Here is an 11324-nt window from a genome sequence, read left to right on the forward strand (position 1 = left end):
TCCTCAGGCGGCGGCCGCCGCAGCGTCGGCGCTGCGGCGCAGTTCGTCGAGCCCGGCGAGCGCGACGCCGTCGGCGCGCTTGAGCAGCACCTGCGAGGCGCGCCCGGCGAGCAGCTGGCCCAGCTCGCGCCAGGCCAGCGCGCTGCCGTCGGCCAGCACCAGCTCGCCGTCGAGGCGGCGCGGCAGGCGCGCCGGCTCCAGCAGAGCGAGCACCGCGCGCGCATGCGCGAAGTCGCGCACCTCGACGCTCAGGTCGATGTCGGACGCGGCGCGCAGGTAGCGCTCGCCGCTGAGCAGCTCCCAGCCGAGCGAGCCGTAGACGCGCGCGTCGGCGCCGAGCGCGGCCAGCGCGTCGGCAAGGGCGGCGGCCTCGCCGTCCCAGCCTTGTGCGCGGACCACGTCGGCCAGGGACGGGAAGCGCCCCTGCCGCTCGATCTCGTCGAGGCCGGCCTGCAGCGACAGGCGCCGGCGCTGCCAGCGCTCGGGCGCCGGCAGGCCGAGCGCGACGCGGCCGGCCGGCAGCTGCAGGCTGGGCCGCGCCACCACCAGCGGCAGCCGCTGCGCGCGCCAGTGGCCGAGCACGGCGCGCCCGGTCTCGTCCTGCCCGTCCTGCGCGGCGAGCCGCGCCCAGGCGGCATCGGCGAGCCAGACCAGCCGGTTGCGCCGCGGCGCGGGCATCGCGCCAGGGGCGGCCCCGTCGTGCATCACGGCAGGCCCCGGCGACGCGCTCATGGGTGCACCCTCGCGCTGTGCGCGGTCCCTCCGGGAGGGACTTCGCGCGTCTTGGGGCGGCCCGGCGACGCGCTCATGCCCGCCGCACGCGCTCGATCACCTGCGCCGCGAGCCGGCGGCCACCGCGCGCCGCGCCGTCGACGGCGCGCACGTCGGCGTCCGGCGCCTCGTCGAGCGCGGCACGCAGCCGCGCCTGCAGGTCCCCGCTCCACAGCGAACTCACGCCGCCCATCGCGACGTAGTTCGCCACGCCCGGCGCGAACACCGGGTTGTCCTGCGCCAGCGCGGCGAGCCGCGCCTCGTCGAGCTTGGTGACGCGCGCCATCGCCGGCAGCCGCATCACGCGGATCTCGGCCTCGGGCAGCGCGTGGCAGGCGTCCGCCATCAGCCCCGAGGTCAGGAAGCCGCCCGACAGCGCCTGGTCGTAGACGAGGCCGATGACGCGGTGGCCGCGCCGGCGCGCGAGCTCGATGCAGCAGCCGAGGTGCGCCATGTAGCGGTTGATGCCGAGCAGCTCGTCGCGGTGGCGCAGTCGCTGGCCCTGCGTGTCGACGAGCAGCAGGATCGGCCGGCCCGGGTGCTCGCGCACCGTCGCGAGCACCGCGCGCGCCTGCGCCAGTGCCAGCTCGATGCCGATCGCCGCATGGCCGGTGGTGCCGACCACGGCCAGCGTGCGGTCGTCGAGCCGCGCGCTGCCGCGCAGCAAGTCGCCGTCCTGCCGCACCTCGTGCGCGCCGCCGAACAGCTCCTTCAAGAGCGTCTGCCAGTCCATCAGCGGCCTCCTCCTGCCAGGTCCAGCGCGCACAGCGCGCCGGCATCGAGATCGGGCACCCGCGCCGGCTCCGGCACGCCCAGCCGCGCCCAGACCTCGAGCGCGTCGCGGCAGTCGCCGAAGCGCTCGATGCGCGCGGCGAGCAGCGCGTGCTCGGCCTCCAGCTCCTCCAGGCCGAGCGGGCGCCGCGCGCCGAGGCCGGCGATCGCCGCGTCGCGGAAGGCGCCGATGTCGTCCTCGACCAGCGCGTCGCAGTCGCCGGTGAGGAAACGGTGCTTGCCGCCGGTGGTGCGCCACACGCGCCCGCGGTCCTTGGAGTCGAACTCCTCGACGCCGTGCGCCGACTCGATCACCTCGGGGCCCGACATCGCCAAGCGCCCCACCTCGCTCATCACGACGCGGTCGGCGCAGCGCGCGACGAGCCCCATGCCGCCGAAGCAGCCGTTGGCGCCGCCGATCAGCACCTGCACCGGGATGCCGGCCTCGCGCGCCGCGAGCAGCGCGCGCATCACCTCCGACACCGCGATCAGCCCGGCGTTGGCCTCGTGCAGGCGCACGCCGCCGGACTCGGCCAGCAGCAGCACCGCGGCCGGCCGCTCGTCGAGCGCGCGCTGCAGCAGCCCGACGAGCTTGGCGCCGTGCACCTCGCCGACGCCGCCGCCCATGAACTCGCCCTCCTGCGCGGCCAGCAGCACCGGCGCGCCGCCGAGCGTGCCGCTGCCGATCACGACGCCGTCGTCGAAGGCCGCGGGCAGGTCGAGCTGCGCCAGGTGCGGGCTCGTCACGCGCTCGGCCGGGCCGAGGATCTCGCGGAAGGAGCCCTCGTCGAGCAGGTGGCGCACGCGCTCGCGCGCGTTCGCCTCCGCATAGCTGCGCCTCATGGCTGTCCTCCCCGGTGCGCGAGCTGCGTCGCGGCCTGGTCGAGCCGCAGGCTCACCACCGCGGGCGTCGCGCCCATGTCGTTGATCGAGACCGCCACGTCGGCGAAATCGTGGCGCTGCTGGAAGTCGCGCAGCACCGCCTCCCAGATCGTGCCGAAGCCGCGCGCGGAGGTGCTGACCTCGACGCGGCAGCCGCCGGCGCCCGGGTCGGGCTCGAGCAGCACCTCGAGGTTGCCGGACCCCACCACGCCGACCAGCACCGGGGCGAAGGGCCCCACCGCGTGCTGCCCGGCGAACCGGAAGCTGAGCTTCTCCATTGCTTGTCCTCACCAGTTGCGGAAGCGCCGCGGCGGGTCGTAGAGGCCGCCCGAGGCACGCACCAGATCGCGCATCGAGCGCGCCGCGAGCAGGCTGCGCGTCGCGTCGCGCGAGTCGATGCCGAGGTCGGCGGCGCGGCGGATCACGCCGCGGTCGCGCAGGTTCTCGACCATGCGCCGGTCGCGCGCGAGGCCCACCGGCGTGTAGCCGGCCACGCCCCGGATCGCCTGCTCGCGCTCCTCCTCGTCGCGGCACAGCAGCAGGTTGGCGATGCCCTCCTCGGTCAGCACGTGCGTGACGTCCTCGCCGTAGATCATCACCGGCGGCAGCTCCATGCCGGCCTGCTCGGCGAGCTGCCAGGCGTCGAGCCTTTCCACGAAGGCGGGCTGCATGTGCTCGCGGAAGGTCTCGACCATCTGCACGACGAGCTTGCGCCCGCGCGGCATCGCGCCGCCGCCGCCCGCACCGCCCTCCACACCGCGGCCCCGCATCGCCTGCTCGCCGGCCTTGAGCCAGGCCGGCGAGCAGTGGCGGCGGCCGCGCGCGTCGGCGCCCATGTTGGGCGCGCCGCCGAAGCCGGCGATGCGCCCGAGCGTCGCGGTCGAGCTGTGGCCGGCGAGGTCGATCTGCAGCGTCGAGCCGATGAAGAGGTCGCAGGCGTAGTGGCCCGCGGCCTGGCAGAAGGCGCGGTTGCTGCGCATGCTGCCGTCGGGCCCGGTGAAGAACACGTCGGGACGCGCCCGGATGTACTTCTCCATGCCGAGCTCGGAGCCGAAGGAGTGCACGCTCTCGACCCAGCCGGCCTCGATCGCCGGGATCAGCGCCGGGTGCGGGTTGAGCGCCCAGTGCTTGCAGATCTTGCCCTTCAGCCCCAGCGACTCGCCGTAGGTCGGCAGCAGCAGCTCGATCGCCGCGGTGTCGAAGCCGATGCCGTGGTTCAGGCGCTGCACGCCGTACTCGGCGTAGATGCCCTTGATGGCCATCATCGCCATCAGCACCTGGATCTCGGAGATCTGCGCCGGGTCGCGCGTGAAGAGGGGCTCGATGAAGTTCGGGTTCGGCGCCGGGATCACGAAGTCGACCCAGTCGCCGGGGATGTCCACGCGCGGCAGCGCCGCGCCGTCGCCGACGAACTCGTTGACCTGCGCGATCACGATGCCGCGGCGGAACGCGGTGGCCTCGACGATCGCCGGCGTGTCCTCGGTGTTCGGGCCGGTGTAGAGGTTGCCCTGGGCGTCGGCGGCCTGCGCGCACACCAGCGACACGCGCGGCGTCAGGTCGACGAAGTAGCGCGCGAAGAGCTCGAGGTAGGTGTGGATCGCGCCGATGCGCACCTGGCCCGCGGCGACCATCTTCGCCAGCCGCGCGCCCTGCGGGCCGGAGAAGGAGAAGTCGAGCTTGGACGCGATGCCGGCCTCGAACAGGTCGAGGTGCTCGGGCAGCGCGAGCACCGACTGCACCATGTGCAGGTCGTGCACGCGCGCCGGGTCCACCTCGGTGAGCGCGCGCGCCAGGAAGTCGGCCTGCTTCTGGTTGTTGCCTTCCAGGCAGACCCGGTCGCCCGGCTCGAGCACCGCCTCCAGCAGTTCCACCGCATCCTCGGCGCGCACCCGCTTGCCGAGCAGGCGGTGCTGCAGCCGGCCCGCGGCCCGCTCCAGCCGCGCGGCGCGGTTGCGCACCGAACGGCTCCAGCCGGCATCGTCGTGATCCATGTCGTCCTCAGTCGAGCTTCACGTTGGCGTCCTTCACGACCTCGGCCCAGCGCCGCGTCTCGCTGGAGACGAAGTCGGCGAAGGGCTTGCCGTAAAGGTTCGGGGTGTAGGCGCCCAGGCCCTTCCAGGCGTCCTTGATCTCGTTGCTGGCAAAGGCCTTCTGCAGCTCGGCGGCCATGCGGTCGATCGCCGCCTGCGGCGTGCCCTTCGGCGCCCACAGGCCGTACCAGGTCGCGACCTGGTAGCCCGGCATGCCGGCCTCCGCCGCCGTCGGGATGTCGGGGAAGCCGTTGGCGCGCTGCTCGCCGGCCACCGCCAGCGCCTTGACCTTGCCGCCCTTGATGTGCGTGGCCGACGAGGCCAGCCCGTCGAACATCATGTCGATCTGCCCCGCGAGCACGTCCTGCAGCGCCGGCCCCGCGCCGCGATAGGGCACGTGCACCAGCTTCGTCCTGGCCTGCAGGTTGAACAGCTCTCCGGCGAGGTGGTGCGAGGTGCCGTTGCCGGCGGAGCCGTAGTTGATGTTGCCGGGGTTGGCCTTCGCGTAGGCCAGGAACTCCTGCAGGTTGGCGGCCTTGATCTTCTGCGGGTTGACGATGATCACCTGCGGCACGCTGGCGAGCAGCGCCACCGGCGTGAAGTCGTTCGACAGGTTGTAGTCGAGCTTCGGGTAGATCGACGGGGCGATGGCGTGGTGCACGCCGCCCATGAACCAGGTGTAGCCGTCGGGGGCGGCCTTCGACGCGATCGTCGCGCCGACGTTGCCGCCGGCACCGCCCTTGTTGTCGATGATGACCTGCACGCCGAGCTGCTTCGTGAGCTGCGCGAACAGCGGCCTCGCGAAGGCGTCGGTGCCGCCGCCGGCCGGGAAGGGCACCACCACCGTGATCGGCTTGGCGGGCCAGGCCTGCGCCTGCGCGGCGGGCTGCAGCGCGAGCGCGAGCAGCCCGCAGGCCCCCAGCAACACGCGACGACGGATCGGACGGACGGGGTGGTTCATGGCCTTGTCTCCTGGATGGTGGCGCCGGACTCTAGTCACTGCACACAGTGAAGTTCCTCATGTATACATAACGATATCTGCTGCATTCTAGTAGTAAAGTCAGCACATACCCTGTAGCGCAGGCGGAATGCAAGAATGCAGTCATGAAGATGTCAGAACAGTTGCGCGAGGCGATCGAGGAGCAGATCGCGACCGGCGAGCTGCTGCCCGGCAGCGTGCTGGAGGAGCTCGCGCTGGCCGCCCGCTTCGGCGTGTCGCGCACCCCGGTGCGCGAGGCGCTGATCCAGCTCGCCGCCGAGGGCCTGATCGAGATGCGGCCGCGGCGCGGCGCGGTGGTGACCAGCATCGGCCCGGCGCGGCTGATCGAGATGTTCGAGGTGATGGGCGAGCTCGAGGCGATGTGCGGGCGGCTCGCCGCGCGGCGCATGAGCGACGCGGAGCGCGAGGCGCTGAGGCAGTCGCACCGGGACTGCCTGGACGCGCGCGAGGCGGCGGACCCGGACCGCTACTTCTATTGCAACGAGCGCTTCCACGAGGCGATCTACGCCGGCAGCCACAACGGCTTCCTGCTCGAGCAGGCGCAGCAGCTGCACCGCCGCCTGCGCCCCTACCGGCGGCTGCAGCTGCGCGTGCGCCACCGCATGGCGAGCTCGTTCTCGGAACACCAGGCGGTGGTGGATGCGATCTGCGGCGGCGACGCCGATGGCGCCGCGGCGGCGCTGCGCGCGCACGTTGTGATCCAGGGCGAGCGCTTCGGCGACCTGCTCGCCTCGCTGTCGGAGCTGACGACGCCGGCCTGAGGCGGGCGCGCCCTGCCGACCGGCGGGGTCGGTGGACGGCAGCGTCGTCCCGCGCGCCCCGCGAAGGCGGACGGCGGCCCCTGTCGGTGCCGAGCCCGCGCTTGATGATTCCCGGCGATGCCGGGCCGCCGCTCAGTGCAGGCTGCGCCCGCGCCTGCTGCGCGAGGGCCGGGAGTCGCCCGCCTCGTCGGCCTCGCCGGCCTCGCGGGACGACCGCGATGCCTTCGCCCCGCCCTGCCCCTGCGCGCTGCGGGACGCCGCCGGGAGTGCGGGCGGCTCGGCCGGCCTGGGCGTCGGCGCGGCCGGGGCAGACTCCTCGACGGCTCGTGCCGGCGCCGGTGCGTCCTCCTGCTCCGCCTCGTTCACGAGGCGGATCCCCAGCCCCTCGAGCGTCGCGAAGAGCGCGTCGGCCGCCGCCTCGTAGTCCTCGGAGTGGTGCGGCGGCCACAGCGCCTCGTGCACGCTCACGCTGCCGTCGAGGAGCACCACGTCGAGCGCCTCGGCCTCCTCGTCGACGATCACGTCCGCGAGCAGCCCCTCGCAGCCGGCGCGACCCACCGCGCGGGCGGCCGCCTGCGCGCCGAGCTCGAAGCCGATGCGGCGGTGGCTCTCGAAGGTGGCGGCGACGACCTCCAGCAGCAGGCCGGCCTGCGTCGCATGGCGCAGGCCGCCTGCCGCGCCGTCCGCTCCCCCTGTCAGGGGGGCGAGCGCCTCGGCCACCTTGCGCTGGTACTCGTCGAGGTCGCTGCCGCTCTCGACGGCCTGCGCGAGCTGCGGGTGCTCCCGGCGCAGCGCCTCGATCTCGCCCCGCACCTCCTCGAGGTCGCCCTCGAGGTCGACGAGCATGTCGTCCTCGTAGAGCGCCTTCAGCTCCTTCACGTCCTCGGGCGCGAGGTTGGGCGGCGTGACGCCGCGCCGCAGTTGCAGCACGTCGCCGAGCTCGGCCTCGGCGTCCAGGAGGTCGTAGAGGACGTCGGCCATCTCCTGCCGCGGGAAGTACGCGCCGATCGGCGCGCGCTCGCCGTCCGCCCCGGCCGCGGGCGCGCCGTCCACCGGCTCGCCGGGCGGCACGATCAGGCCCACCACCGCCAGGCTGTGCAGCGCCGGCCCGCCCCTGTCCCTGCCCGGACCGGGCGGGGGCCGGTTGTCATGCTCGGCGCGCGCGAGGATGCGCCGGGCCTCCTCGAGCGGGGGATGCGCGGTGCCGGGGTGGCGCGACGCCCAGTCCTGCAGGCCCTGCGCGAGGCGCCGCTCCTGCCAGTCGTCGAGCCCGAGCTGGCGGCCGTCGTGCAGCAGCACGGGCAGCAGCACGACCCGCCCGCGGGCCGTGAGCTGGTGCGACTCGACGAGCGCCGAGCGCAGGCGCTCGCACGCCGCCTCGTCGAGCACCCCGGCCGGCGCCTCGCCCGTCCCCTCGACGACGAGGCCGACCGCGAAGAACTGCGACTCGCCGAAGCGGCGCGCCTCCCCCTCGCCCTGCTCCCAGGCGATGCGGCCCGCGAAGTCCTCCAGCAGCAGGAAGAAGCTGTCCGCCTCCCGGTTCATCCCGCGCGTGGACAGCGCGCTGTCGAGCAGCTCCACCGCGCGGCGGTACTCGCGCCGATCCTCGCGGGACAGCAGCTCCTCGATCGGCTCGACCAGCAGGTCCTCGAACCCGTCGGGCTCATCCGCCGAGCCGCCCTCCTCCAGCTCGTGCGCGCGCCGCGCCTCGCGCAAGGCGCGCGACACCCGGTCCGCCCACTTGCCTGCCCAGGACTGGCGACTCGAAATGCGTTGCGCGATCTTGCCCACGGCGTTGCTCCTGAAAGGGACGGAAGTTGAGGAGGCGGGATTATCGTGCGCGCCGCGCCTCGCTCGCCCCCCGCAGGAAGGGCCGGCCGCCAGCGGGCCGCCGCCTCTTCCTCGGGACTTTCACCACCCTCGAAAACGGGGGGTCACGCCTCCGCCGCCCGCACCCCCGACTCGATAATCAGCCGCACCTGCAATCACGGAAGGACATGCGATGGACGCCTACCACGCGGGTTCTGCCGCGACCGCCCCGATGCGGTCGCGGCCCGAAGGGCAGCTTGCGGCGGCGCTGCCCGCGCTCGCCCCGCATCACCTGGAACACGGCCTCAGCGACTTCAACTGCCATTGCCCGGAGGGCTCGCTCATCCCGGTGCGCATCGAGGGCCAGCCGGCCTGGGTCAGCGTCCTCGAGCGCGCGCACCTCGACCACAGCGGCGGGAAGATCGTGTTCACCGGCTACGACTCGCGCGGCGTGTCCCGCACCCACGAGCTCCGGCTGGACGCGGGCGGGGGCTGGAACTTCGCGACGCCCGGCTACGAGCGGGCCTGACGCGGGCCCTGCCGCGCAGCGCACCGGCCACCCACGGGGCCGGGCCGGCCGCATGACGGCAAGGCCCGGACCGCGACGGCCGGGGGGCCGGGCCCGGCGCTTCCCGCACCGGCACGGAGCGCCGCGCCTGCGAGGGCAGCGCCCTGCCACCGGCGCGGCCCCGCTCAGGAACCGTAGTAGACGTTGTTGCCGTTGCGGTCGGGCGGCGTCATCACCAGGGCGCCCTGCTGCGGCAGGTGCATCTCCCTCGCCGGCTCGGGCAGCTCGTGCGCCGCGGGCATGCGCCCCCCGGCGCCGGTGGCGCCCATCGAGTCCCTGCCGGCCTGCTTCCTCTTCATCCACGACGCCGTCGCGATCGAGCCGAGGGCGGCCGCAAGCAGCAGTTTGAGTTTGCTCATGTCCGACTCCTTGTTCTGCCAGAACCACGCAAGATGCAATGCTCGTGCCCTGCGCCGCGCGCGTCGCCCGGGAAGACGCCGAACGACGGCAGACGCCGCGGCGACCGGCCCGGGCCGCCGGGCAGGAGCGGCTCAGCGCGGGGTCCGGCCCCGGCTCAGGCGCTGCCCCAGTTCGCTGTCCGGCGGGACGAGGTGGGCCGCGCCGCACGCCGCGCAGACCCGGCGGCTCCCGCTCAGGCGCCAGAGCCGGTAGAGCAGGCCGGGCAGCAGCAGCGGCAGCCACAGCAGGCGCTCCACGCGGGCGCTGCCGGGCAGGTGCCGCCGCGGCGGGCCGCAGTGGCCGCAGATCGAGCAGACCGCCACCGCGGGCGGGCGCTTGCCGCCGCGCAGCGCGCCGAACAGCCGCAGGCCGAGCGTGCCCGCCAGCACGAGGATCCAGCTCAGGCCTCGCCGTCCACCCATCGACCCCTCCCTCCCGCAGCCCCGGAAAGCCGAGCATAGGCGCCTGCAACCGGATGTAGCAGGACGGAGACCCCGCCTCCCCCGCAATCCGAGGGGGCAGGCGCGCGAGTGCAGCGGCCGGCACGCGGCCTGCCCGGCAGGTCCTCAGTCCCGACCCAAGGAGCCTCCCATGATCGACCTCTACTACTGGACCACGCCGAACGGCCACAAGATCCCGCTCTTCCTGGAGGAGACGGGCCTGCCCTACCGGATCTTCCCGGTGGACATCGGCCGCGGCGACCAGTTCGAGCCGGAGTTCCTGCGCATCTCGCCCAACAACCGCATCCCGGCGATCGTTGACCAGGCGCCTGCCGACGGCGGCGAGCCACTGGCGGTGTTCGAGTCGGGCGCGATCCTGAGCTACCTCGCGGACAAGACCGGGCAATTGCTGCCCCGGGAGCCGCGCGGGCGCGCAGAGGTGCTGGCGTGGGTGTTCTGGCAGGTCGGCGGCCTCGGGCCGATGGCCGGCCAGAACGGGCACTTCAGCCATTCCGCGCCCGAAAAGATTCCCTACGCGATCGAGCGCTACCGCAAGGAGACGGCGCGCTTGTATGGCGTGCTCGACCGGCGGCTCGCGTCGCGCGAATTCATCGCCGGCGACGCCTACTCGATCGCCGACATCGCCTGCTATCCCTGGATCGTGCCGCACCGCATGCACGAGCAGGACCTCGCCGACTTCCCGAACGTGAAGCGCTGGTTCGAGGCCATCCGCGCCCGCCCCGCCACCGCCCGCGCCTATGCCCGTGCCGACGAGGTCCGCCGCTCGGCGGCCCAGCGGCCGGGGTGACGGGCGCGGGATCCTGACTCGCTGATCGCCGGGGAGCGGCAGGCGCCCGGCTCCGGGCTGCCCGCTTTCGCGGCGGCGCGAGTCGTGCGGAGACGTCGAGGGCTGCCTTCAGCGGACAGCCGCCGTTCCCGGGCGTCGGGACGGCTGTGCCCGACACGGTTGCGAGTGGAACGCCACGTACCGCAGAGCAGGCGTGGAGCCGGGAAAGGAGCTTCCCGAGGCTCGCGGAGTTCTTCAGGAACGGCGGTCCGCACCATTTCACGGACACGCAGCAGGAAGCATTCGGCTTTGTCCTATAAAGGCAGGCCAAGGACGCTGCACAGCAGGAGTACATTGAAACTCAGCACCCGGCGACATTCGTGCCGCAAGGGCGCTTTTCATAGGCGCCAGAGGACACCTGTCGTCAGAGTGATAAACAAGTCCCATGACTGCAATTCGCAAACCACGACTCGATTCCACACCGATTAAGGACTCGCGCCTGCGGCAGCGCCTCCGGAGGGGCATAAGATGGGAGGCTCATCCGGAAAAATTTAGGCGGCCTAACACAGGCACTTACCACTAGGACGAGTGGTGCCCTCGCAGTGAATATGCACTTCACAATGGTTCACAATTTTTGTGACTGCAGATCGTGGCAGGCGATGTCCAATCTAATTATTGTTAGGCAAAATTTAAATTCTTCTGCCTCATCTTCGTTAATCTTAAAATAAAAACAGCCATCAAATTTCTAATGTTAATTTCTTCAAGCCGCATTACATAACTCCCATGCAGAGCACCACTGACCACATCAGCAACAACGAAGTAGGCTTCCTCTTTGAATCGATGTTAGAAAAAATAAATTTGGCAATGCATCACCCAGAAATGCAACCAAAAGGCCTTAGCAACGAATTGCAAGATCTATCAAAAATAATATTGAACAAAATTAGAATCCAATTTTCAACATTTATGCTTGTGAACTACAAGCATAAGCCAGACCCGTATAATCCACACAGAAAAGTTATCGACATTGCATCGACCAATGCAATAATTCGGGCTTTGTTGCACAAATGGCAGCGAGGGCGCCGGGCGGGGCGTGGCTTGACAGCGCC

General features: G+C 71.9%; 13 protein-coding genes. 4 read left to right on the top strand and 9 right to left on the bottom strand.

Annotated elements, in window-relative coordinates; genetic code table 11:
* Positions 1–3: 3 nt before the first annotated feature.
* From mdcG to D3A59_RS20825, 6 genes are all read right to left on the bottom strand, one after another.
* Positions 4–732 carry a malonate decarboxylase holo-[acyl-carrier-protein] synthase gene (gene mdcG / locus D3A59_RS20800; RefSeq protein ID WP_119157245.1) on the bottom strand — a complete coding sequence of 243 codons (729 nt, stop codon included), beginning with the start codon at positions 730–732 and terminating at the stop codon, positions 4–6.
* Positions 733–805: 73 nt separating this feature from the next.
* The gene (mdcE, locus tag D3A59_RS20805) at positions 806–1504 is read right to left on the bottom strand and encodes a biotin-independent malonate decarboxylase subunit gamma (RefSeq protein WP_119157246.1); all 699 of its coding nucleotides are present in this window, start codon (positions 1502–1504) and stop codon (positions 806–808) included.
* Positions 1504–2385, bottom strand: a complete 882-nt coding sequence (locus D3A59_RS20810) for a biotin-independent malonate decarboxylase subunit beta (RefSeq protein WP_119157247.1) — start codon at positions 2383–2385, stop codon at positions 1504–1506. The genes mdcE and D3A59_RS20810 overlap by 1 nt, the downstream gene beginning before the upstream one ends.
* Positions 2382–2702: a malonate decarboxylase acyl carrier protein gene (gene mdcC / locus D3A59_RS20815; protein ID WP_119157248.1), complete on the bottom strand. Its 321-nt coding sequence runs from the start codon at positions 2700–2702 to the stop codon at positions 2382–2384. The genes D3A59_RS20810 and mdcC overlap by 4 nt, the downstream gene beginning before the upstream one ends.
* Before the next feature lie 9 nt (positions 2703–2711).
* Positions 2712–4415 (bottom strand): malonate decarboxylase subunit alpha, encoded by a 1704-nt coding sequence (gene mdcA, locus D3A59_RS20820; protein WP_119157249.1) that lies wholly within the window; start codon positions 4413–4415, stop codon positions 2712–2714.
* Between the two features lie 7 nt (positions 4416–4422).
* Positions 4423–5415, bottom strand: coding sequence for a Bug family tripartite tricarboxylate transporter substrate binding protein (locus D3A59_RS20825; protein WP_119157250.1), 993 nt, complete (start codon positions 5413–5415; stop codon positions 4423–4425).
* A gap of 143 nt (positions 5416–5558) precedes the next feature.
* On the opposite strand from D3A59_RS20825, the gene D3A59_RS20830 reads away from it, so the two are divergent.
* Positions 5559–6215, top strand: coding sequence for a GntR family transcriptional regulator (locus tag D3A59_RS20830; RefSeq protein ID WP_119157251.1), 657 nt, complete (start codon positions 5559–5561; stop codon positions 6213–6215).
* 132 nt (positions 6216–6347) lie between these two features.
* Here D3A59_RS20830 and D3A59_RS20835 read toward each other — a convergent pair whose 3' ends face one another.
* A complete protein-coding gene (locus D3A59_RS20835) occupies positions 6348–8006 on the bottom strand; it encodes a hypothetical protein (protein ID WP_119157252.1) in 1659 nt (552 codons plus the stop codon).
* A gap of 211 nt (positions 8007–8217) precedes the next feature.
* On the opposite strand from D3A59_RS20835, the gene D3A59_RS20840 reads away from it, so the two are divergent.
* A complete protein-coding gene (locus tag D3A59_RS20840) occupies positions 8218–8553 on the top strand; it encodes a hypothetical protein (RefSeq protein ID WP_119157253.1) in 336 nt (111 codons plus the stop codon).
* Between the two features lie 164 nt (positions 8554–8717).
* On the opposite strand, the gene D3A59_RS20845 is transcribed toward D3A59_RS20840, so the two are convergent.
* Positions 8718–8951, bottom strand: a complete 234-nt coding sequence (locus tag D3A59_RS20845; protein WP_119157254.1) for a hypothetical protein — start codon at positions 8949–8951, stop codon at positions 8718–8720.
* 132 nt (positions 8952–9083) lie between these two features.
* On the bottom strand, positions 9084–9413 hold the full coding sequence (locus D3A59_RS20850) for a hypothetical protein (RefSeq protein WP_157991618.1): 330 nt from the start codon (positions 9411–9413) through the stop codon (positions 9084–9086).
* 169 nt (positions 9414–9582) lie between these two features.
* Between D3A59_RS20850 and D3A59_RS20855 the strand changes: the two genes are divergently transcribed.
* Together D3A59_RS20855 and D3A59_RS26015 are read left to right on the top strand one after the other, a co-directional pair.
* On the top strand, positions 9583–10239 hold the full coding sequence (locus tag D3A59_RS20855; protein ID WP_119157256.1) for a glutathione binding-like protein: 657 nt from the start codon (positions 9583–9585) through the stop codon (positions 10237–10239).
* 762 nt (positions 10240–11001) lie between these two features.
* On the top strand, positions 11002–11324 hold a 323-nt coding region (locus tag D3A59_RS26015), incomplete at its 3' end, for a hypothetical protein (protein ID WP_205665240.1).

The sequence above is a fragment of the Caldimonas tepidiphila genome, from assembly GCF_003569765.1.
GTDB classification, from domain to species: domain Bacteria; phylum Pseudomonadota; class Gammaproteobacteria; order Burkholderiales; family Burkholderiaceae_C; genus Caldimonas; species Caldimonas tepidiphila.

What these genes read in the sequence shown, in the direction of transcription:
- mdcG (WP_119157245.1), bottom strand. Translation starts at nt 732, where the DNA reads ATGAGCGCGTCGCCGGGGCCTGCCGTGATGCACGACGGGGCCGCCCCT.
- mdcE (WP_119157246.1), bottom strand. Translation starts at nt 1,504, where the DNA reads ATGGACTGGCAGACGCTCTTGAAGGAGCTGTTCGGCGGCGCGCACGAG.
- D3A59_RS20810 (WP_119157247.1), bottom strand. Translation starts at nt 2,385, where the DNA reads ATGAGGCGCAGCTATGCGGAGGCGAACGCGCGCGAGCGCGTGCGCCAC.
- mdcC (WP_119157248.1), bottom strand. Translation starts at nt 2,702, where the DNA reads ATGGAGAAGCTCAGCTTCCGGTTCGCCGGGCAGCACGCGGTGGGGCCC.
- mdcA (WP_119157249.1), bottom strand. Translation starts at nt 4,415, where the DNA reads ATGGATCACGACGATGCCGGCTGGAGCCGTTCGGTGCGCAACCGCGCC.
- D3A59_RS20825 (WP_119157250.1), bottom strand. Translation starts at nt 5,415, where the DNA reads ATGAACCACCCCGTCCGTCCGATCCGTCGTCGCGTGTTGCTGGGGGCC.
- D3A59_RS20830 (WP_119157251.1), top strand. Translation starts at nt 5,559, where the DNA reads ATGAAGATGTCAGAACAGTTGCGCGAGGCGATCGAGGAGCAGATCGCG.
- D3A59_RS20840 (WP_119157253.1), top strand. Translation starts at nt 8,218, where the DNA reads ATGGACGCCTACCACGCGGGTTCTGCCGCGACCGCCCCGATGCGGTCG.
- D3A59_RS20845 (WP_119157254.1), bottom strand. Translation starts at nt 8,951, where the DNA reads ATGAGCAAACTCAAACTGCTGCTTGCGGCCGCCCTCGGCTCGATCGCG.
- D3A59_RS20850 (WP_157991618.1), bottom strand. Translation starts at nt 9,413, where the DNA reads ATGGGTGGACGGCGAGGCCTGAGCTGGATCCTCGTGCTGGCGGGCACG.
- D3A59_RS20855 (WP_119157256.1), top strand. Translation starts at nt 9,583, where the DNA reads ATGATCGACCTCTACTACTGGACCACGCCGAACGGCCACAAGATCCCG.